The sequence below is a fragment of the Chitinophaga oryziterrae genome (assembly GCF_009758125.1).
Taxonomy (GTDB): domain Bacteria; phylum Bacteroidota; class Bacteroidia; order Chitinophagales; family Chitinophagaceae; genus Chitinophaga; species Chitinophaga oryziterrae.
In genome coordinates, this window is the sequence record NZ_WRXO01000003.1 from 726,802 (window position 1) to 750,771 (window position 23,970).

At 42.6% G+C, this 23,970-nt stretch carries 15 protein-coding genes; 8 read left to right on the top strand and 7 right to left on the bottom strand.

From position 1 onward, the window contains the following. Positions 1-447 precede the first annotated feature (447 nt). On the top strand, positions 448-3,156 hold the full coding sequence (locus GO495_RS14790; RefSeq protein WP_157300471.1) for an alpha/beta hydrolase family protein: 2,709 nt from the start codon (positions 448-450) through the stop codon (positions 3,154-3,156). Positions 3,157-3,302: 146 nt separating this feature from the next. Here GO495_RS14790 and GO495_RS14795 read toward each other — a convergent pair whose 3' ends face one another. The 3 genes from GO495_RS14795 to GO495_RS14805 all read right to left on the bottom strand — a co-directional run bounded on the left by GO495_RS14795 (position 3,303) and on the right by GO495_RS14805 (position 6,154). Further along, positions 3,303-3,548 (bottom strand): hypothetical protein, encoded by a 246-nt coding sequence (locus tag GO495_RS14795; RefSeq protein WP_157300472.1) that lies wholly within the window; start codon positions 3,546-3,548, stop codon positions 3,303-3,305. Between the two features lie 550 nt (positions 3,549-4,098). Continuing rightward, positions 4,099-5,055 (bottom strand): helix-turn-helix domain-containing protein, encoded by a 957-nt coding sequence (locus GO495_RS14800; RefSeq protein ID WP_157300473.1) that lies wholly within the window; start codon positions 5,053-5,055, stop codon positions 4,099-4,101. Positions 5,056-5,188: 133 nt separating this feature from the next. Next, positions 5,189-6,154 (bottom strand): helix-turn-helix transcriptional regulator, encoded by a 966-nt coding sequence (locus GO495_RS14805; protein ID WP_157300474.1) that lies wholly within the window; start codon positions 6,152-6,154, stop codon positions 5,189-5,191. 216 nt (positions 6,155-6,370) lie between these two features. On the opposite strand from GO495_RS14805, the gene GO495_RS14810 reads away from it, so the two are divergent. After that, on the top strand, positions 6,371-7,645 hold the full coding sequence (locus GO495_RS14810) for a T9SS type B sorting domain-containing protein (RefSeq protein ID WP_157300475.1): 1,275 nt from the start codon (positions 6,371-6,373) through the stop codon (positions 7,643-7,645). A 3-nt stretch (positions 7,646-7,648) separates the two neighbouring features. Here the strand turns inward: GO495_RS14810 and GO495_RS14815 are convergent, their stop codons facing one another. Both GO495_RS14815 and GO495_RS14820 read right to left on the bottom strand, forming a co-directional pair. Then, complete coding sequence (locus tag GO495_RS14815; RefSeq protein ID WP_157300476.1) at positions 7,649-8,395, bottom strand: anti-sigma factor family protein; 747 nt, start codon at positions 8,393-8,395, stop codon at positions 7,649-7,651. Positions 8,396-8,404: 9 nt separating this feature from the next. Beyond that, positions 8,405-8,968 (bottom strand): RNA polymerase sigma factor, encoded by a 564-nt coding sequence (locus tag GO495_RS14820; RefSeq protein WP_157300477.1) that lies wholly within the window; start codon positions 8,966-8,968, stop codon positions 8,405-8,407. A 260-nt stretch (positions 8,969-9,228) separates the two neighbouring features. Here GO495_RS14820 and GO495_RS14825 point away from each other — a divergent pair, with 260 nt between their 5' ends. The 6 genes from GO495_RS14825 (at position 9,229) to GO495_RS14850 (ending at position 22,748) form a co-directional block, all read left to right on the top strand. Beyond that, positions 9,229-10,167 carry a hypothetical protein gene (locus GO495_RS14825; RefSeq protein WP_157300478.1) on the top strand — a complete coding sequence of 313 codons (939 nt, stop codon included), beginning with the start codon at positions 9,229-9,231 and terminating at the stop codon, positions 10,165-10,167. Between the two features lie 134 nt (positions 10,168-10,301). Then, entirely contained in the window at positions 10,302-12,260 is a 1,959-nt protein-coding gene (locus GO495_RS14830) for a PKD domain-containing protein (RefSeq protein WP_157300479.1), read from the top strand. Between the two features lie 65 nt (positions 12,261-12,325). Next, a complete protein-coding gene (locus tag GO495_RS14835) occupies positions 12,326-12,733 on the top strand; it encodes a hypothetical protein (protein ID WP_157300480.1) in 408 nt (135 codons plus the stop codon). Between the two features lie 21 nt (positions 12,734-12,754). Next, positions 12,755-17,755, top strand: coding sequence for a DUF4132 domain-containing protein (locus tag GO495_RS14840; protein ID WP_157300481.1), 5,001 nt, complete (start codon positions 12,755-12,757; stop codon positions 17,753-17,755). Between the two features lie 19 nt (positions 17,756-17,774). Then, complete coding sequence (locus GO495_RS14845; RefSeq protein ID WP_157300482.1) at positions 17,775-19,934, top strand: HEAT repeat domain-containing protein; 2,160 nt, start codon at positions 17,775-17,777, stop codon at positions 19,932-19,934. Positions 19,935-19,961: 27 nt separating this feature from the next. Continuing rightward, positions 19,962-22,748: a hypothetical protein gene (locus tag GO495_RS14850; RefSeq protein WP_157300483.1), complete on the top strand. Its 2,787-nt coding sequence runs from the start codon at positions 19,962-19,964 to the stop codon at positions 22,746-22,748. Positions 22,749-22,848: 100 nt separating this feature from the next. On the opposite strand, the gene GO495_RS32385 is transcribed toward GO495_RS14850, so the two are convergent. Both GO495_RS32385 and GO495_RS14855 read right to left on the bottom strand, forming a co-directional pair. After that, positions 22,849-22,983: a hypothetical protein gene (locus tag GO495_RS32385; protein ID WP_276611817.1), complete on the bottom strand. Its 135-nt coding sequence runs from the start codon at positions 22,981-22,983 to the stop codon at positions 22,849-22,851. Between the two features lie 215 nt (positions 22,984-23,198). Beyond that, a complete protein-coding gene (locus GO495_RS14855; RefSeq protein ID WP_157300484.1) occupies positions 23,199-23,936 on the bottom strand; it encodes an MBL fold metallo-hydrolase in 738 nt (245 codons plus the stop codon). Between the last annotated feature and the right edge of the window lie 34 nt (positions 23,937-23,970).

The following is a 23,970-nucleotide window of genomic DNA, read 5'->3' on the forward strand; positions in this document are numbered from 1 at the left end:
AGCTCCCTACTACAGATAAAGATTTCAGCAGAAAGTTAAATATCGCTAGATGATAGAATTATTATTAAAACAGATCAAATGAAAATTTTCGCTGAAGGGCTCCTGGAGAGAAGGCGAGAATGGCTATCAAAATGCCAATTTATTGTGGATATTGATTGCTCTGTTCCTAATGGTTGTGATAAGGGAAAAATGGCTATAGGGAGTCATTTGCTAATATGATCACAAGATACGACTTCATTTATAGGCTATATGTGATTGTTGAACTTTATCAATGATACCTATTAGGCATGAACAAAAGTATATAATCCAGATTTGAGCTCAGTATAAATAGAAACTATCCTTAAACAGATATGAAAGAATCCCTTGGAATTTGCATATTTAAAAATTCGATTTGCCTGAAGAAAAATAGTATTAAATATTAAGATGGTGTAGTTTAAAAATGTTATCATGAAGAGAAAGATAATAATAATAATATGGATTTTATTGCAAGTTGTTTGTTTTTCAAATGCTCAAAAGAAGTGCATAGACTCTTGTGCCGTTATTAATAAGTGGTCAAATTTAGGCTCAATAATTATTAGTCCGAATGGTAAGTATGTTGCATATTCAACTAATGTAAGCGGGCAGAAATTCTCTACTTTAGTTTTGCAATCTACTAATAGGAAATGGGAAAGAGAATTCTATAAAACTCCCATTTCGAATATGAAGTTTATAACAAATGATAGCAAGAATGCCATATTTTTTAAATCAAATGATACTTTGTGTATTAGTACGTTAGGGACTTCGATAATTGAGGATATACCTAAAGTTAGTTCAGTGAAATATTCGAAAAATTGCAATGCTAACTGGATTGCTTATATGATTAATTCTTCTGATGGAAAACTAATTGTAAGAAATATTAATAATAACGAAATTTTTTACTTTACAAATGTAATCGATTATGATTTTTGTGAAATAGGAACCAGCATGATTATTAAAAAATCAGATAAGGAAAAATATTCATCAAATGAGTCAATAATGCAGTTTAATTTACTCAATTTAACTGTTAAAACGATATGGGAAGGACATAATATTGATAACCTTATATTGTATCCAGATGGAAGTAAGCTAGCATTTACCTCCGAAACGCAGAATATTAAAGGAAATACAAAATATATTTTCTTTTATCAAATAGGTATGAATATGGCGAAGCAGGTATCTGATAGTAGTTTTAATAGAATGGATGATAAACTTGAGTTAAGTAGTATATTGAAATTTAGTAAAGATGGTGAGGCGTTATTTATTACTCTAAAAGAGAAGATTGATACTCCTCATAAAAAGAATACTGTTATGGTTGATGTTTGGAGTTATTTCGATACTAGACTACAGTCTAGTCAACTAAAAGAGGCTTCAAATAAGCATAATTATCTTGCTGTATTACAATTACGTGATGAAAGAATAATACAACTAGAGCATGAGGATGAATTTAATTATGATGTTCCTAATAGTCAATTACTAGTCTACAAACGAAATGGCGATGTTGATCAAAGTGAGTCTTTCTGGAATCCTCAATTTAAATATTCAATAATATTGGAATCAACGAAAGATGGGAAAAGAAAGGATATACAAGATAATAGTGATTTTCTTTATACATTATCTCCGTCGGAAAAATTTATTATTTATTACGATTATAATAAGATGAATTTCTTTGTATATCAAATTTCAACTGGGGAATTTAGAAATATTACCAAGAGTATTTCAACCAGTTGGAAATTGTATGATAGTGAACAGCCTGATGCAATTTATGGTTCAAGTGGCATAACAGGATGGACTGAAGATGATAAATTCGTATTGATTCAAGACCAGTATGATATTTGGAAAATAGATCCTACAGGAATAATTGATCCTCAAAATATTACTAATGGTTATGGACGACGTAACAACATAGTATTCCACATTTGTAATAGTGAATTAGATGAACCTATTAATAGTAAAAGACTTTTATTGTTAAGTGCATTTAACAGAAGTAATAAATATAATGGATTCTTCACTACAACCCTAACGCAATTTGGAGATCCAAAATACCTTACAATGGGACCGTACGTTTATTATCTAAAGGAATTTGGTTTAGGTAATGCTCCTATTAAGTCATCTAAAAGTAATTCGTATATTATTTCTCGCGAAAGCTCAACTGAATCCCCAAACTATTTTTATACTAAGGACTTTAAGTCCTTCACTAGTTTGAGCGATAATTTCCCCGAAAGAAGTTATAATTGGCTATCATCAGAATTAATAAAATGGGAAACTCCCGGTTGGGGTATAAATGATGGTATTTTATATAAACCAGAAAACTTTGATTCTAGTAAAAAGTATCCTATTATTTTTCATTACTATAACAAAAAAGCGCAATTATTGAACGCATTTATCCGCCCTGGATTTTGTACAGGAAGTATAAATATTCCTTGGTTTGTTAGTCAAGGCTATTTAGTATTCACTCCTGATATTCATTTTAAAGTAGGCGAAACTGGTGAATGCGTTAGGAACACTATTGAATCTGCGGCTAACTACTTGATTAGTAGATTTGCATTTATTGATAAAAATAGAATGGGGATCCAAGGATTTAGTTTTGGTGGTTATCATACCAATTATCTTGTTACCCATACTAATATTTTTGCGGCGGCAATGGTTGGTGCAGGATATAGTGATTTAATAAGTGTGTATGGAGGTGTAAACAAGGAAAGTGGTGTAGGCAATCAACAATTTATTGAAAAAAGTGGGATTGGAATGGGACTGACCTTATGGGGTAGTCCAGAAAGATACATTAATAATTCTCCAATTTTTAAAGTGGATAAGGTTGTAACGCCGTTGCTAATGATGAATAATATTCAAGATGCTGCTGTTGATTTTTCGCAAGCTATGGAATTTTTCAATGCATTGAGAAGATTAGGAAAGCGTGTTTGGTTGTTGCAATACGATGATGGCGGACATGGTGTATTGGGTAAATCCGCAATAGATTACACTATTAGAATTAATCAGTTTTTTGACCATTATTTGAAAGGAACCGCAGCGCCTAGATGGATGACAAGAGGAATTAAGGCTACTCAAAAAGGTATTGACAGCGGATTTGATTTAGATTCTATTGTTCCTCCTCCTTCTATAATAATAGATGTTGCGAATTAATTATGTTTTGTACACTAGTAATATTTTGGTAGGAATATTTTTAATTAAATTTATTTCTTTATTAAAGAAGGGTGTATCAAAACCAATTGATACACCCTCATTTCTTAGTGATTAACTTTAATTAATCTAATAGATTGATTGGATCTTTATATAGTTTGGGTAACCCATGTTAAACAGGTTGTAGTGGGCTGTATAGTTGTGAAACTGTATTCTAAATGCTTTCCTACATTTGGAATTGTTGTCGTTAATGTGGTAAAAACAGGAACTGAACAAATTCCTCCTGGTACACTTGGAACATAGAATAGATTTGTATCTCTAGCTTTGATGGCTAATGCTCCACCTACTATTGCAAATATTGCTACTACTGTTAGAACGATTTTAGCTTTCTTCATAAAACAATTTCCTTTATAAATCAAAAGGATAAACTTAATGTGGATAAGAGATCTGCTTACTCTTTTCTTAGGGTTTTCAGCTTTCCCCTTTAAATTCCTTTACTTTTATAACCGTTACTAAGGCTCAATGAAAGTTTTAGGAACGCACTACCTGATCAGGATAGTACTTGTCAGTATATACTGAATAAATTATCGATGAATTTTAACGTGAGTTGATAATAAGATTAGTTATTAGGTATTCTGAAGTGATATTATTTAATAAATAATTTTTAGTATTACAAAATTTGTAAGCATTAATTAAATGAATCCCAATAGAATTTCCTATTAAGCTTAAAAATGAATTAAAGGATTAATCCATGTTCTGCTTACAACTGTAGGATCTAAATAGATGTTGTGAATTTCGAATGCTTTTAAAAGAACAAATCATTTAAAATATTTTTCGGGTTACTTACTTAGCTCATCACAAATATAGAGAGAAGGGAATTAGAATAATGTTACTATGGATGTGAAGAAAGAAGAGAAGTTGTATCTATAATTATCAGTACGGCAGTCATACTTCACTAAAAGTACTCCGGTACCTTCCTGGCGCAACTCCGGTAGATTTTTTAAACACCCTAATAAAAAAAGAGGAGTCGCTGTAACCGACTTCGAGACCGATATCGGAGATAGGGAGGTCAGAACGAATCAATAGCGTTTTAGCTTTAGACATACGCAGTTGCTGAACGTATTGCAGAACAGTAAGACCAGTTTTAAGACGGAACCCATTTTGAAGCGCACGCTCGGTGATCCCCATATTTTTGGCAATATCTTCGATGTTGAAAAGCAATTCGGGAGAGGATTCTATTTTATGTATGAGCGATAAAATCTCAGTATCAAAGAGAGCAATAAGCCGACTGTCCTGGAATGCGCGACGATGAACCCCATCAAGATAAGCGATAGTACAATCAGCAATACGGTTGTCGTAATATTTGATACGCGCATCACCAGTAAGTTGATTGTTCTTGATTTTATCTAATTCAACACGGACAGTACCAGAATATCTCCCATAAGGCAATTCGATAAGAGATTTATAGAGACCAACGAATGCAGTCATTAACTCAGAAAGCATAGAATAAGTAGAAAGCAACTGAGAGAGTAAAGACACAGAAGGCTCGATATAAATACTATGATAAACCTTATGTGCAGATAACGCAAGCGGAATAGAAACATCCGCCCCGAGGTAACGCATACAAAGATGCCCAGGGTGAAGAGAACTATTTAGTGACACTTGTAGGAAGATAACAGGGGAGGGAGATGATAAAGTAAGAGAAAGGTCTGAAGATGTAATTTCCGCATATAGCTCACTATATAGATGCCCCGCAATTTCAACGGATTGATTAATGAACACTCCCCAGCGGCCGGAAATAAATTGCACAGAAGTTCCGGGGATGTTTAAAGCTAGTTTGCGGTAACGGGTTGGCAGCTCTGATAAGACCTTTCCATCTGGTAAGCTGATGTTTACAGGCATTATTTAAAGATTTGTATGGTTAACAATGAAATTAATAGAGCTAAGGGTATAACAATAACAAATATCCCAATAGGGAAGAGGAATAAATAGGACAAAAGAAAACTATTAAAGAAGAAATAAAACTTAATTAGTACTAATTCTCTCTTCGGAACTCATGGGGAGTCTTCCCGGTAGTCCGTTTAAACACCCGGGAAAAGTAGGAATGATCAGTATACCCGACCTCAAAAGAGATCTCCGCAATGCTATCATTAGTAGACAATAGTCGTTGTTTGGCTTTCTCAATCCGCTGCTGCTGCACAAACAATAACACCGTAATACCTTTTTTAGACTTGAACGCATTTTCCAGCGCGCGCGGGGTCATACCCATTCGCTGGGCTTGTTCAATGACATTGATAGGCTTTTCCGGGAATTGCTGAATAAGGGAGATGAATTCTTCTATCTGCATGATAATAACGCTCGTGATGCGGTTATCACGATGAATCTCTTCGAGATAGGAGAGCACGAAGTCACTAAGCCGACTATTATAGTATAGCACACTCGCCTGCCCGGGGATCATCCAGTTTTTCAGGTTCTGTATCTCTTTATGGGCTTTCTTGCCAAACTTGCCGTAGGGCAACACAAAAAGGGTATCTGATTTCAAAAGTTGTAATAGATGAGGATAACTACCCGCCAAACCCGTTAATAAGACCGTAGAAGGGGAGATATACACCGAATGGTACTTTTGACCCGAAAACAGGTAAATGACGTAAATAGCGCCTGGTTTTAAGTAATGCATGCCCCGCTTGTTGGATTGGGGGAATATGCGGCCATCAGGATACCGTAAAGTGAGGTCTCCGGAAAGCATACCAAACAGCACCAGTATGGGTGCTGTAACGGTAATATGTATCTCGGTATTGACTAAAGGTTCGAAATAATGTTCACCATACAGGTAGTCACTGATTTGTGCATACTGATGAATAAAAGTACCAGGAGCGCCGTGGGTGTAAATAATCGTTGTGTCATCAAAGGGTAACTGTAGTTTCTTGTGTCGCAAAGATATCAGGGTTGTTGTGGTCACCTGATTAACTAATGCTTCAGGCAGCTGAAACATCATCGGCATGCTTATCTATTTGCCGGTAAAGTTCGTAATAGCAAATTGATTCGATTAGGACGATAGCTAATTATTTTCATGATTATCAACCTGTTTTCGTTTTAATTTTTAACATATAAATTTTTAATGTAATTTGGATTAGAGCCCGGTGCCAATGTGCTATAGTACTCATTCTGCGGATTAAATGAAAATGAAGCAGTTAACCTGAAATACTCATTATCGACCATGTCAAAGATCTATCCTGTAATCCTGGTGCTATCCCTCACCTGCTCAAAAGGATTAGCACAATGTGGTATAACGGTTACCACTATCCCGAATACCTTCATGTGCCAGGGAGCCTCTATACAAATGGACGCCACCGGTGGGATCACCTACAAATGGAGCCCGAAAACAGGCCTTTCCAGCGACAGTATCGCCAATCCGATTGCTAAACCCGACGTCACTACCACTTACATCGTAACAGGTTATGATGCCAAAGGATGTACAGGAAAAGACAGTGTAACCATTCGCGTTAATCCATTGCCGGAAATAACGAAGAACAACGATACAGCGATATGCGCAGGAGACCATGTTACCTTATCCGTCAGTACCAACTATCCCGCAACATATAGCTGGTCGCCCGCTACAGGATTAGACAATCCTTATGCCGCTAACCCGGTAGCATCGCCCATCGCTAACATAGAATACACGGTAACAGCTACCACGGAATTCCGTTGCAGCAGCAAAGCGAAAGTAGACCTGGTCGTGAATCCCGCACCGGAATTCCTCATCAGACCAGATACACCTGTTATCTGTATCGGTCAGCATATACTGATCAAAGCCAGCGGGGGAGATGAATACGCCTGGTATGTAAAAGACTCGCTGATCTCTGACGAAGCAGGATTAACAATAGCGCCGACAACAGATACATTATACAAACTGAGTATCACCAATAATACCTGTCACTATACAGATAGCTTCAGCGTACCTGTAAAAGTCTATAAGATCCCTGTAACCTCATTAACTAAATCCAACAACATAGATTGCGTACATCACGATGCATTGTTAGAAGCTACCGGTGGAAATAAATATAAATGGGAAGAAGCAGATGGACTCAGCGATCCCAATATCGCCAATCCGATCGTGACGCCTGCAAAAACAACGACCTACCAGGTAACCATCACCGATGAACATGGCTGTTCTAATTTAGAAGCAACGACCGTAGGCGTGGATTTCAATTCTTCACTCAGCCAGTACACATTACCCTCTGGTTTCACGCCAAACGGAGATGGTAACAATGATTGTTTCGGATTAAAATACTGGGGAAGGGTAGAAGGGCTACGGTTCAATATCTATAACCGCTCCGGAGAACTGTTATTCTCAACCACTGCATCAAACGCCTGCTGGGACGGATATTACAAAGGAATGCCGCAACCTGTAGGGACTTACCTCTACTCGATTACGGCAAAAACAGCTTGTGGCAATGAATGTAAAAAAGGAACAATTGTATTACTCAGATGAAGGTCATAAACTGGCAATACTCTCCAGCAACAACTGCGCCTGTGCATACCTGGACGTTCCAACCGGAATATTCAACAGCCATTTACGACAATCGGCATAATTTTTCTCTTTCAGAAAACGGATGGCCATAAAGTAAGCCGCATCATATTTGAAAACGGAATTCCCTTCATACACATGTTCCAGCATTTTAGCCGCTTTCGGCATATCACCCGTCTCTATCAATGCAACACCATAATAGAAGGTGATCATCGCGTCATCCGGTTTCTTTTCAGATAATACCTGTAATTCTTTAGCGGCTATAGCAAATTCCTGATTGTTGAAAGCAGTCGTCGCCTGTTGCAACAACGTATCTGTATGATCCCCTCTCTCTGCAGACGTCACCATCTGCAAACTGCCATATTCTTTAAACAGGTCGTGCTGTTTCCAGGGATGGAACAGGTTCACCACCAATATCAGCGCTACCGCTGCCGCTGCAGAGGCCCACTTGATATAAATGCCTACTGGTCTTATTTTACCTTCTGTTTTACCGAAATACTCTTCATTCAGCGAATGCAGGGTCTGTGACAACGCCTTATCGGATGCATCAGGGGCCAGTTGCGTACGTAACGCAGCCTGTACCTGCCGGTATTGCTGTACATTCTCCTGCAGGGCTTTGTCGCGTTGTAACACCTGTTCAAACTGTTGCTGTTCTTCTCCGGCCATATCGCCGTTAACATACAGCGCTATTTCTTCTTCAGTATATGAGTGCATACGATTATTCTATTGTTGTGAACGGATAATTTTTAGCAGGGTAGCCATACATTCGGACTTCTTCTTGCGCAGGTAACCATAGGTAACACCCAGAGACTCAGCTATTTTCTCCTGGTGTTCATCCTGTAAACTACGCTGAATGATCTCCCTGCATTTTTCTCCCAGTTGGCGAAAAGCATGCATAAATAGCCTGGTCTGGCCTTCCTGCTCTGCAATTTGCTCCGACATGGCAAAAACATCTTCCCCTACATTATCATATACATCCGCACTGTGATTTGTTACCGGGTCATTCGACCTTTTTTTTAATTCATTCAGCCATTTCCGCTTACATACTAATAATAAGAAGGGCTCAAAAGGGCAGGTGAGCTGCAATTGCTTGTGCTTCGCCTGCTGGTAGATGGCGGTCAGGGCTTCCTGGAAAATATCCGCCGCATCCTGTCCGGTACCACTGTTATTAATAATGTATCCTTTAATCTTATCAGCAAACTGCTCATAAATCTGCCGGATGATCCGGCTATCATTCTGTAACAGGCCTTCTATATAACGTTGATCAATATGCGTGACGGTACTCATTGTCTGTTTTCTGTGGGTCTGCTAATATATAATAAATTTTTTTAAGGGAGGGGGGTAACAAAAGGAATGACCGGTTGATATACCTGTAGAAAGGCGGTAGCTGAAAAGCCTGAAAAGAGTAAGCAACTATTTTAAATCAGATAACTATGAATGTAAATCCTGTAGTAAAAGACGCTTGCCTGTTGTTAATAGCGATACTGTTGGTAACACTCATGCATGCCTGTAAGAATTAAATTAACTCACTTCAAAAAATAACAATTATGAAAAAGTTCCTAGTTTTAGCATCTGTAGTAATGATCGCCGCTTGTACTAAAGATACACAGGCTCCTGCTCCTGACAATTCCATCAAAGCCGCTGATTTCTTCGCAAAATACCAGGTAAAAGAACAAACCTTCAAAGGTAGCGCTGCCCTGGGTTTCACTATCACAGGTGAAAAAGGTACCAAGATCACTTTCCCCCTCCATGCCTTCAAAGATTCTATCACAGGCGCTGAAGTAAACATCGGAGATGTTGAGATCAAATTAACAGAAGTATTAAGCAAAAAAGATATCCTGTTATCAGGTCCTATGACCGAATCCAATGGTCAGCTGTTGATTTCAGGCGGTGAAATAAAAGTAACTGCTAAACTGAATGGCGCGGTATTGATCCCCGGCGATTCTGCCATCAAAGTAGAAGTGCCACAGGTAATGAAAGCGGGCGATATGAACCTGTTCGTACAGGCTCCAAGGAAACAGGCCGATGGTGGTAACATTCCTCCGGAATTCCAAAGTACCTGGGTACCAGCTCCTTATGCTCCTTTCGGTATGGGCCCCAATACCTATGTATTCAGTCTGCCTGCTTTCACATGGGTGAATTGCGACCGCTTCTACAGCGATCCTGCTCCTAAAACCACGATCACTGTGTCTCCCGACTTCCAGGATTCAGATTCTATCTCCGGTTTACAGGTAATGATCGTGTTCAAAGATATTACGACAGTCATCACACTGCCTTTCAACTATACCTTAACACAGTTCCAGTCCTACTTAAACTCCCTTCCAATCGGTAAAGAAGGAGAACTGGTACTGATCGGTAAAGATGAAAACGGCTACATAGAGTTCGGTACTCAGCACATCATCATCGCTGCAGATATGCACATCGATGCGCCAATTGCCCGCTCTTCTGAAGCAACGGTATCAGCTTTTCTCAATACGGTACAATAGTTCAGTGATTCTTGCTTTGACCCCAAAAGGATGCTCCTCAGCCGGAGCATCCTATTTTTAATTATATGGATAATTATTATATTTAAGGATTTATATTACCTTGTGTTATAGATCCCAATAGTAAATGTAGCACTATGAAATACTGGTTCCTTCTGTTCTGTATAATATGTGTGAAGAGTTATGCGCAGTCGACAGACAGCATACCTGCTCAGGTGAATACGCAGGAGACAGATAACAAGATTGAGTTTTCATCTGATTTACGTGCCTTGCGGCCTATCGCAGGCGCTCCTTCTCCTTTTTACTCCTACTTCTGGGAATTCGGAGATGGTACTTTCAGCTTTGAAAAAACACCTCAGCACATTTACAGCGATACCGGGAATTATGAAATAAGATTATACGCGACCAATAATTATGACGATGGAAAACCACCGCCAACAAGGCCCCGCCCTGTAAGGATCAAAAATAAGTCCTTCGCGGATGCTGCTACGCCTTCCGGATTCTTTAAAGGCGGTGGCGCTATTGAAATGAAAGTGAACAGGATGCCCAGGGCAGGAGAGGAAATGGTATTGCTGATAGGATACCGCCAACAGACAGTCAGCGGTGGATCGCTGATGTTGCTGTACAACGATAAGGATTTTAAGCAGGATAACTTTGCCTGGCAGGAAGTCCGTTCCCATCACCAGGAAAGGGATATCCCCGCAGATTCCATGTGGGCATACATGCAGGAACAGCCCTTGAACATGCCGCTGTTACTGGCGAAGAACGGCCCGGCGGATGAAGATGTCATCACCAACCCGCTCCGCAACCAGCAGGTAAAGACAATGGTAATGGACCAGATGCACCTGTTCCGTAAGAACCATGTATGGCGTATGGAAAAGATCCTGCCGGGGGCAGAACAGTTTATGTTCGTTTCCCTGCAGACCACGCCGGAGATGGTGAAAGATACCAATGCCGTCGTAAACCTCACCGCTTTATTCATCCCCGACGATCCTTCCGCAGAACCGGAACAATACGTGCTGGAACTGCCCATAGTAGCCTCTCATGATCCCAACCGCATGATTATGCGCAACCGGCACATGAACTACCGCTTTACAGGTAAAAAGAGAACACTCACTTATAAGATACAATTCCAGAACACCGGTACCGGCCCTGCTTCTAAAGTAGATGTAGGTATCCGTATCCCGGATGTATTGGATGGTGGCTCGGTAGACCTGGTGGAAATTCAGCCTAAATGTATCCCCTGTGCCAAAGCCTACGAGCATCAGAGCTGTGTGGATACGGTAAGGACAAAAGACAGCGTGCATTTCGTTTTACGCAATATCTACCTGCCGGGCATGCAGCAGGATGGCGTGCATGATGAAGATTCTACCAAAGGGTTTATCAAATACACCATTCACTTTAGCCGTAAGCCGGCCAAACAGCCATTTACCAGTCGGGCTGCGATTGTCTTCGATCACAATGAACCGGTGGTGACCAATCGTTCTACCGCCCGTTTTATACCCGGCATTTCCCCTGGGATCATCATGGGGTATACCAGCAGGCTGGGAACTTCAGGAAGCTGGAAAACGGGCGATAAAGGGTTTACGATAGGGGCCAGTCTTTCTCCCTATGCACCGCATCATCAGTACCTGCAACTGGAATTATACGCCAGTGCTTTCAATGAATATACACAATACCTGGGCCGCCGGGAAGGAGGAGATACTGTCATTAACGGTACAGGTTATAAAGTGCGTTATCGTGATAAATATGAAAATGTACGTGTAGTAACCATTGAAGCAGTGCCTTTGCAATTCAGGTATAATCTGAATAGCTGGATAGGGGTAGGTGTAGGGATGATGGCGAACGTAAATCTAAGCTCACGCGTTAAACATACATTGAATACCCTCGCCGAAAACGCAAATGGTGGTAATGCGACTTTACTTACAGGAGAGCTGGATAGTAAACAATCCTGGTTTACAGAATATAACCCTGGTTTCTTTGGAGATCTGCAACTGGGCAGAGTACGTACAGGACCGGCAGCGGGTATACGTTACCAGTATTATACAAATCCTTCACAACAGCGATTGTATGTGTATGCCACGTGGAGATTGTAATTATTTTTGTGCCTTGTTTGTTTAAATCCTATTCAGTACTTTGCTATTGCATTTTAGCACATCCTATGCAATTAACCGTCAAAGCCAAACAGCTTGGCCGTAAAAGGGACTTAATCGACAAGCGGGTAATAGAGATTGAGGATATCGGGCAAGCCCCTACTGTGGCGCAACTGATCAATGCCGTAGTAATGCAGCAGGTGAGGGAATTTAACAACAGACCCAACGAAGCGACTATCCTGCCACTGCTGGATCAGGAGGTCTCCGGCAAAATCAGTTTCGGTAATGTGTATAATGATACGAAAGCCGATCCGTCAGCAGCAGTTAAAACCGCCCTGCTGGCATTTCAAGACGGATTATTTGTTATTTTTGCCAATGAGGAGGAGTATACGAAATCTGAACAAGTCATTCATTTACAGGAAGATACTATTGTTACCTTTATCCGTCTAACATTTCTTGCCGGTAGTTACTGGTAGATTCATCCATACCTCTATTTTATGCAGAAAGAAGTTCTGAACGCTAAGGTAATCCCAAACCCCTTAGAAAATTATGCTGAAGCCCTGAAATCGAATAAGTTAGCCCTCTCCGCCAATGCCAGAGAACTGGGACTACTCTTATTGAACGATGCAGAAGAAAAATCCCGGAGAAGAGATATCCGCCGCTGGCCGGTATGGCCCGTAGATCGCCATAGCGAACGCTACAAGCGTATAGCCCAGCTACTGGGCGATCAGCACTGGGATAACGAAGAGAATTATAACCTGCTGCTGTTCTTTTTCGGAGCAGAAAAAGCGGCCTATATGCGCTATGCCTGGAAACAGGCGCCTTACCAGATGTACCAGGAAGGGTATGCGCGCCGGTCTTTCCGTTCGCCCAATACACCTCATAACTATCTGGCCAGACAGATCAATAATCTCATTCACATACTACCCCAGGCATATAGGCAGTCGCACGATGAAAATTTCGAGTACATCACCATCTTTTATGACCTTACAATTGTAGAACAGATCCGCTACAATTATTTAATGGCAGAAAGGAACCCGGAGATTTTCAGGTTATGGTCGGCCGCTGTGGATATGGGGAATACAGATGCCTTCCAGGTATTGGAAGATATCATTTACAATAAAGATGCAGAAGGAAAGGTTACACAGAATATTATAAAAGCACTGCTGAATAGTGATAAACCGGAAGCCTGGAAACTGATAGAACAGTTGCTGCTCTCTGCACAACGGCAGGAAGGGCTGCGACAGGTGATCCTGGAATCGCTGGACGAAACCAGCATTGGTGCGATGAAACACCTGTTGCGCGTGATAGTGGACAATGACCTGGTACGTTTCTCTTCCGTCGTGCGTGCAATAGATGTGTGGGTAGGTATGGGCTGGGAGAGTGAACGCGAACCTGCGGTGAAGAAATTCATGGAGAAGGCGATTGAATACCTCGAATATCCCGGACTCATTCCTGCAGCTTTAAAATCGGATAATAATGCAGACGTGTTCATGGGATTGTGGGCACAGGGAGTATATGATGTACAGCAAACAGTACCTTATCTGAAACAGCTATACGAAAAAGGAAATGTACAGAAACGTGCACTGGCCTTGCTGTTTGCAGATAATACCCGTTTAAATGAAATCAGTTTTCCCCTTCACCTGTCAGCGCTGAATGATAAAGAACTGATGCCATTGGCACTGGCTGTAAATGCCCTGCATAGCACCATCGGTATACGTGATAATGCGAATTATTACAACCAGCATTACCCCGACCTTTTCCATAAACTGCACGAAGTATATAAACGGGTAACGGTAAAGGAAATAACCTTCCCCGGAGCAGTGTTCTCCTGGTTAAAAATAGAATTCTCCAGTAGCAGGATCTTAATGGCCATGATCATGCTGGTGGGTGAATACCCCGACAGAATGGATATCCTGACCGGTTACATGGATGAGATGGACAGCCTGATGAAGAGAATGCTGACGATAAGGGTATTGCCTGAATACGCTGCTTATGACGTTACTTTCAAGACGGGTGATAAATGCAGCCTGACGGATTTTCAATACAAGTATGCAATGCTGATCCTGAAAGACAGATTTGAATTCGATACTGCTTACAAGGTATTATATCATACACAGTTTACCACCGAAGAACTATCTACCTTCCCCGCACTACTGAAAAGAAAAGCCGCAGAGTTCCGGGGAAATATCATTTCCCTGTTGTTGCGTCAAACTGATAAAGCCCTGATACCTGTTATACAGGAAATTTTAAAAGGAGATGCAGAACAGCGTATGGCCGCACTGGATATGCTGATACAGTTGAAAAAGAAAAACCGCCTGGCCAATGAAAGTGCAGTATGGATCACGGCTTTCAGGGAAAGGAAAAGCATTTCATCCAAAGAAGAGGTGCTATTGTCGCAGTTGGGAGAAGGCAGTAAAACGAACGATACATCTGCTGAAAACGGCTATGGATTATTTGATCCTAAACAGTGTGTACCCGTTATAGATCCGGTGATAGACAGGAATAACCTGTATGAAAAAATGTTGGCGAAATACCCTTATGCGTTTTCCGTACCGATGGAAACTTTAAGAGAAGCCATCACTGAACTGTGTGATCTATTCGAAGCACATAAGGAGGAAGAATACGAGGAAGAAGGATATGATGGTGTCCGCAGTAAAGTATTATTGGGGAATGCTTTACAGTATCATCTCTCACGCAGAGATACGCTGGTGAAGGATGAAATTCCTTTACACGAAGTATGGCAGGCCTGGTATGAGAAGTGGGCTTTAACACCCTCAGATCTTTTCCTGATGATACAGGCTTTTACCCAGCCTTTCAATGCCTATGCTAAAATATTTTCAAAACAACTACCGGCTGTAGAGGAATTTATATCGGGCCACTATTCGAGACTAAACAGGTATAGTAATCCGATCATGGCCCTGCTCAGTATTTTGAGCATATATAGCCCGTTTGAGAATGCGGATGAATTTGCATTAGGCGCTACTACCCGTATGTTCGCTTCCCTGGGAGATGAACTGTTGGAAAAAGGGACAAAGGCAGACGGGCCGCAGGACTACCGCGAGGGCTGGCAGCAGTTGCCCGGTATGTTCCTGTTTCTCAAATTGGTAAAGCCGGAAACAATGCCGGACGAACTGGTTGCAAGTTGCTGGAATTTATATCACTGGCGACAATTCTCCGGACTGAAAGAAAGCATCCCCCACAATATTACGCCACTGATGGTCTATTGCCGTGCATATGAAAAAGGAATCATCGGAGAGCCTGATCTGTTGCGTGGTATCATGGAACCTGAACACATGCGCTTATTATCTTCGCCCAGGCGCAATGAACGGGAGTTTGACTATATGGGTCGTTTCCCTTTCCTGCAACCGCTTTTTGAAAAGGCCCGTAATCATGTACTCGATATAGAATTGAAAAGAGGAGATCTGCCAACATCTGTAACTTTCATAGCAGAAGAGATCCAGTCTCTATTTGGCGTAAACCGTTTTGCAGAGATCATTGCCGGTTTGGGCAAAACAACCCTCCGGAAAGGCTATTACTGGGGTGGTGGTGATGCCGGTAAAACCTCTTCCTTTAGTGATTTACTTAAACAGTGTCTGGCATTACCTACCGATACACAGGAGCAGTTTAATGCAGCCATGCAACAGATAAAGGCCAATGAACAGCGATTGATAGATGCCGCTATGTACGCTCCTCAATGGCAATGGTTTGTGAGCAATTACCTGGGCTGGAAGGGGCTTGACAGCGCCATCTGGTGGATGCACGCACATACTAAAACGGATGGCTATAAATCAGTGAATTCAATCACAGAAAGCGCAATAGCCCGTTATTCTTCATTGGATGTAGAAGAATTCAAGAACGGTGCGGTAGATAAAGAATGGTTCCTGAAAGCATATAAGGAAATAGGCGCTGAACACTGGCCCATGGTATACGACGCAGCGAAATACATTACGGACGGTAACGGACATCGCCGCGCACGTATTTATGCGGATGTATTGTTAGGCGTATTAAACCTGAAAGAAGTTACAGAGAAAATAATGACTAAACGCGATCAGGATTATGTACGCATTTACGGCCTGGCTCCACTGAATAAAACCAATAAAGCAAAGGATATCCTGGCCCGCTACGAATTCCTGCAACAGTTTAAAAAAGAGAGCAAACAATTCGGCGCACAGAAGCAAAGCTCCGAAGCCTTATCTATACAGATCTCTATGGAAAACCTGGCCCGTAATGCCGGGTATCCCGATCCGATACGGCTTACCTGGGCAATGGAAACAAAACAGGTACAGGCTATCCTCTCCAAAGAAACACAGGTGCAGTATGATGATGTGCTGATAGGATTGATCATTGATGAAAAGGGAGAAGCAGACGTAGTATCTTTTAAAGGAGATAAAGTCCTGAAGGATATTCCATCTAAATATAAAAAAGATAAAAAGATAGAGGAACTGAATGGCTTTAAGAAAACATTACGTGAGCAGTTCCGTCGTTCCCGTATAGGACTGGAAGAAGCCATGGTAAGAGGGGATTTATTTTTGATGAGTGAAGTAAAGGAATTATTTACACACCCTGTCATTGCGAAACATCTTGAAAAGCTGGTATTCATATCAGAAGAAAAGCATGGCTTTTACCACGATGGTACACTGGTGAATGCGGATGGGGAAGTGTCTGCACTCAATGATAAAGATCAGTTACGCATTGCGCACTGTACGGACCTTTACAGCACTGGTTCCTGGTCTGCTTACCAGCATTATGCCTTTGATAAGAAACTGCAACAGCCTTTTAAACAGATCTTCCGCGAATTGTATCTGATCACTGATGATGAGCGTCAGGAAGTAGCAGTGTCCAGACGTTATGCCGGTCACCAGGTACAACCTAAACAAACACTGGCGCTGCTGCGTTCCCGTGGCTGGAAAACAAACTATGAACAGGGCTTGCAGAAGGTGTACCATAAAGAAGGTTTCGCTGCCTGTATGTACGCTATGGCCGACTGGTTCTCTCCGGCTGAGATGGAAAACCCCACCCTGGAGACATTGGCGTTTATGGATTTGAAAACCTTTAAGAATGTGCCTTTCGATAAAGTACATCCACGCATTTTCAGTGAGGTTATGCGGGATATAGACCTCGTAGTGAGTGTGGCCCATGCCGGTGGTGTAGATCCCGAAGCCAGTCATTCTTCTATTGAAATGCGCAGTGTTTTATTGAAAGAAACCCTGCGATTATTTAAACTGGATAATGTAACCATGAAAGGTAGTCATGCCCTGATAAAAGGCTCGCTGGGTGAATACAGTGTGCACCTGGGAAGTGCAGTTGTGCATCGTGTGCTATCTGGTTATTTATCTATCTTACCGGTGCATTCACAGCACAGGGGCAGGTTATTCCTTCCTTTTATGGATGATGATCCGCGTACCGCAGAATTACTCTCTAAAGTGCTGCTGCTGGCCCGGGACAATGAAATACAAGACCCTACTATTTTACGTCAGATAGCTGATAACAACTGATTGTCGAAAAAAACGAGATATGCAAATAACTGAAGAGATCAAAGCAAGAAGGACCAACACCCGGGAACAGGCCCTGCTCATGATGGACATGGTGCCGCTTTCCGATACGGACAGTAAATACAACCTGCTTTCTTCTGCTGCCACCTATCTGAACGATCCGGAAGTGATCGGCAAATGGATCGGCCTGATCGCAGCGGAGACGGATACACGTTTACAGGCTGATATGTTGCAACGCCTTGCAGCGGGTGGCTTACAGCCTATCCCGGATAAGGAGGCCTTCATTCAGCTGTTGTCCGATACTTTACAGCAGAATGAATCAAGAGACATCATTTTACCATTGCTGGGAAGATTCTCCATCACAAATCTTACTGCGCGGCAAAAGCTCATGGACTTTTACCGCGAACATAATAACGCCGATACCCGCCGCCAGATCCTTTCCTGGTTACTGATACCGGTAGAGGCCAGTGAAGAAGACATTACCTTTTACCGGGAAGTACTGGAAGAGACAGATACTGTCAATAAACTGGTGCTGGTCAATCGCCTGTTATTACAGAATAAAATGGACAGCGAACAGATAGCCGGGTTATTGCAACCCATCACACCGGACGTGATCAAGGAGATGGTGTTGCGCTATTGCCTGGACCGCTCCCTTGTATTACCTGAGCCGCTGTGTGAACTGGTCCGTTCCGATAAGAACCCCGGCGTACGCAGATTCAGTATACAATTGCTGGCCGTACATCCTATCAGTGATACCGCGGTCATGGACACACTGCTGAAAGCATTGCAGTCAGATCCTGATGAAGCGGTGCGGCAGGCAGCCATGATGATATTTACTTACAGCATTTCGCTGACCCCTGCCAATATTGAATACCTCTGTAATTGCCTGCTGGCGGAGAAAAATGTACAGATGGCATTGCAGTTATTACAACTGCTGGCCCCTTATTCCGTGAATAATATTATCCTGTCAGAAGCCTTATGGACTTTGCTGGATAAGCCTTTGCAGGCAAATGTGGCCATTGGGATCTATGATATTCTTGGTAAACAGGTGCCGGTAAACATATCCTTCCTGGATAAATTCGTTGCGGCATATGATAAAGAGCAAAGAGATGATGCCAAAGCAGTGATCTTAAAAGCGATCAGCACAGCAATGAATGAAGGAGGGGAGTGGAACGACTTCTATCTCAAAGCATTGCAGGCTCCCTCTCCCGCTATCCGCGAATGGGCGATACGGGGTATCAATATGATACCACTCACGCCCGAAAATTCCGGTGCAGTAGCAGCAGCGGCGTCTGTCCTGTTACAACAGGAACTGAACCGCGATCTGCGGATAAACCTCGCCCGTAAAATCAGTAAGATCCCTCTGCTGCCGGCTGAAACCGTGCAGATCTTTACCCGGCTGGTGGACCATGACGCCAATGATCAGATGGTAAGCATCGCCACTTACGTACAGGAAAAGGCGATCGCACATACAGGTGGTTCCAGCATCAACTGGGACCAATGGTTATACAAGGCAGATGTCTCGCATGAAACGGATGGGATATTCCCGCACCTCTGGGTGTTTTACGAGGAGAACCCGAAGATGGCCAAAAAAATCCTGTATGCCTGTCTGAACCCGGCCAATGCCAACAGTCTGTATTATCAAAACGTATCTGATGTGGATATCCTGGAGTTTCTGATGGTGAATGACGGGATCGATGATCAACTGGTGCGTTATGCCATGAACAAGTTATTACAGGCGGATCTCGGCTATGAAGGCAAGTTCTATCACTATCTGCTGATCATTAAAAGCAATCCTCATGCACCGGAACTGAAACCCGCCTTATGGCAGTTGCTGGAAACCCGTGGTAATAATATTAAGCTCATACAATTCGATGAGTTGTTGAGAATCGTCTGGGGTCCTGCACTGGAAGCGGAATTCAGGCAACGTATGCTGCAACAGCAAACAGTCAACGGCCTGTTGCCATTCCTGAAATACCTCAGTGTGAACAATACCTGGGAGCCTGTACCCTCTTTACTCAAAGATGCAGCGAAGCTGCCGGGCGTGCTGGAAGACTCCGCCTTTAAGAATGCACTCAAAGAGGCATGTTACAGCGCCGGTATTGACTTCGATACCCTTGTCCGGACATCTGCGCCTCCACCAACGAAAGAAGTGGAAGAAGGCCCTGGATTTGCGGATTAAATTTTAACCATCATTTTAAATAAAAATATGGCAACAGACATTGCTTTATTCGACATACTTATATCAGCAGAACGTAGTACCGGTGATCGCCTGAAAGCATTGGCAGACTTACGTCCTTTCCTTGAATCAGAAGACGGTATTACCAAACTGTCCGAAGCTGCGCGTGCGGAAGAGACCAAAGAGGTGAAACGTGCTATGCTGCAAATGCTTTGTGAAACTGACATTGCACGCATAAAAAATCATCAATCCTATATCGATACCCTGGCGTCCATCGCCTGCCTGGATGCGGAACGTGATATACGTTATACCGCGGTGAAACGATTGGCTGCCATAGCGGCGCATAATCATGAGATACAGGAGATACTGGCCCTCACGCTTGTCTATGACATGGACACAGACGTGCAATTAGCCAGCATTCAGGGCCTTCAGAGCGTGGTGTACAAAACAGAGGCAACCATCGCCGCGTTGTACACTTATCTGCCGCTGGCGCCTTTTGTGTGCAGACGTCCCTTACTGGGCCTCATACAGCAATTAATACATCCGCATCCTGCACAAATGATGCTGCACTTCCTGGGGCCGCTGGAACAGGAGTCCCTGCGTTTGGAGGTGGTAAGATCTTTGGCGGGTATGCCTTTCCTGCTACCGGAAGTACTGACTTCCATCGCGGAAGCACTGGCTACCGAAAGCTCTCTGCCGGTGCGGGACGCCATTATTCAACTCCTGGCGGGCCTGCAATGGATAGATGCGGCGCTCTTTACGCACCTGTTTGCCGCCCTGCAGCAAATGCCTGATCAGCCAATGCTGCTGACACTTGTTGCGGAACGTCTTACAGCCAATCCGGGATTACAGGAAGATTTTGTCAACTTGTTTACCCAAACAAAATCTGCGGGTTTAAAGATCAATCTGTTGTCGCTGTTACAGCATACGAACATGCTGCAACTGATCACCTGTGCGATGGAAGATCCTAATCCTTATGTGCGGCAGGCGGCTTTACCATTATTGGCGAACAAATTCTCTGAATGGCAGGGTGTGCTGGAGCCTGTATTGATGCAGGCACTCAGCGTAGAACCTCTTGTTGCATTGCGTTATGCGCAGGTGGGTGTGATATTGAATACCGGTCGTAAATCTGCACAGACAGACGATAAACTGGTACAACTGGCGGTTACTGAAACAGACCATCAGCTGAAAATGCAGCTGGTATATGCAGTATGCCAGGTAGTGGCAAATAATGAGAATAGACATGCCTTACTGCAATTATTCAGTGAAGTACTGGAAAGCCCCTGGTATCCGGAAGACCTGAAACAATATGTAATAGCACGTTTACAGACATTCGCCTACAGTAATGACCCGGCCTTGAAGAAAAGCCTGGAACTGATGCTGGACCAGGCCAAAGATGTCTATGAGCTGGAACGCATTTACGGTGTACTTAAAACATTGGAAACAGATTTTAGTCAGCTTGCGCCGGCATTGTTACGCGTACTATATCGTCACATCGCCTTTTATCCGCAACAACCACTGCACGACTGGGTACAGATGATCGGCAAACTGGCCGACCAGCACGCGGAACTCCGCGCGGGGTTACCTTACCTCGTTTCTGTAACAGGCGCAAACTGGCTGCTTAAAAACGCAGATAAAAGCGATCAGACGGGGGCCTTCCTGCCTACCTTCAAAAACGCCATGCTCACAGACGGTAGTGCCTCCTCTTTCCTGGGAATGAAAAACCTGATTACGGAGGCATGGAATAACCGTACCATCAAAAAGAGTGAGATCTCCGAATTATATAAAATACTGTTGCGTATGCCCAAATCGGTAGGACTGATCCAACTGTTGCTGGGCATTATGCAGCAGGGGAAACTCGTAACACCGGAGCTGGTGAAAGTGAGCCTGGATTATATCCTCCATGCACAGGACCATAGCGGTATCTGGGAAGTGCGTCAATACCTGGAGAAAACCGGCTTCATGGACCTCGAATACCGCCAGCGGCTGGTGAGCCTTTTTACACAGGAGAACTTCGACCGCTACAGGCAGTACAATGTGCCGGACATTCATTCCAAAAGACGTATCACCACCCTCAATGATTGGGAATACGCCGGATGGACCTGTCCTTATGCGCAATGGCCTTTAGCGCAGCTGATATTCACCGTGGAACCAGGTGATCTGGTCACCCGTACTTTGAGTAAACCGGTCACCACTGAAGATGCTTCCTGCACCTTGCAATACCTTGTGCTGGAGCATTTGTTCCGCAACAGCAGTGGTAACTGGGCGAAATTCATTTATAAGGACATCGCACAATTCGAAGCATTTTTATTGCTGTTGAAAAACAGTATAGAGCAGTTGCCTGCAAACAATGCATTGCGCGACCGTATGTTATATACCTACTGGAAAAGGTGGAATGATTATGTTAGTCTGCTGAATGGCAAACCCATACCGCAGGCGCTCGCAGATACCGCTACGCTTGTGTATGCAGGTGTATGCGAAAAGCTGAAGGAGTTCAATCCGGCATTTAATGGCAAGCAGTATCCGGATGTACTAAAAAATATGAATAAGGATTTGCTGCAACAGCATTGGCCCTGGACAGCGGAGTTATGGGATGAATTCTCTTATAAAAACTTCCCGGTAAAAGACCCTGATCAGGAATCCGCCGTAACCTTATTTCAGCGGGCAGCCAAGACGTTGAATGCAGGCAATAATACAGAAGCATATCAGTTGCTGAAAGAGCTGATTACAAGTTATCCGCATACCCGTCTGGTGAAGGAAAAGTTATCGATGATCGATAATTCTATTAAAAAGTTGGAAGAAGAGATGAACAACTAATTAAAGCCAAACCGGTTTTGTTCAAGGGGTGGTTTAATAAAAAAGGTCGGGATTTCTATCCGATAGAAATCCCGACCTTTTTTATTATGCTGTTTTCAGTTTATCTGTAGTATCCACCATGTCCATGATAATAATGAGGGTGGTGATAATATCCTGGTCTGTCCCGGACAACCAGGCAACTACTTAAACCGGAGATAAGTACTGCTGTGAGAATAAGATATTTTAGCTTTTTCATGATTGTTAGGTTTGAAATATGTGATGTATAGATAGAAGCTAATCGTCTGCAGTACGTTTAAACTTCGTCTTCACATATACTAATGACAAAACTGTGCCAGATTACATGTAGAATTGTTATCTACTGTTAACGTGTTGAATTAACAGATCTTTAACGGGTTGTCATTAAACCTAAGCGTACATAAAAGAGAATTTCATTGCAGTTAAATAAAATTATTAATGCTTCGGATACCAGTTCCGTAATCTCACTTCAATGGCAGGATTACCGGCATTCACAAGACGCTTGAATTCATTTACATCACTCAGGCCGCCTTTACCGCGATAATGATAAGGGTATACTACTTTGGGCTTAAATGCCAGCACACCACTCGCAGCTTCTTTTACATCCATTGTGTAAGGAAGGTTCATACATACGAACGCCACATCAATATTCTTCAGTGAACGCATTTCAGGAATAGCCTGTGTATCGCCGGAAATGTAAATGTTTTTACCACCGATATGTAAGATATATCCATTACCACGTCCTTTAGTATGCATGGAAGCAGGACTCTCCGGAAGGTTATACATCGGGATAGCGCTGATGGATATGCCCGGTTGTTTGGTGGTGCTGTCATTAGACAATACTACCACATGATCTTTATTAGGCATTTTATCCGCCACTACCTTCGGTACGATGAAAATAGTATTCGGTTTGGCTACAGCAGCCAGCGTAGTAGAATCAAAGTGATCACCATGGATATCAGTGATCAGGATAATATCCGGAGAGCTTACACCTGCGAAATTAGCAGCACCATTGGGATCTGCATAAATAGTTTTGCCTCCTGTGCTGAGAACAAGACTTGCGTGCTCAATGGGTTGAATAATTAACGGGCCACTGCTGGTTTTCAGGGTATCCTGTGCCTGGGTTTTTCCGATCAATAAAGATAAACTGAGTAATAGTATACGGTATTTCATAAAAATGATTTTGAGGGCACTAAATTACAAATTA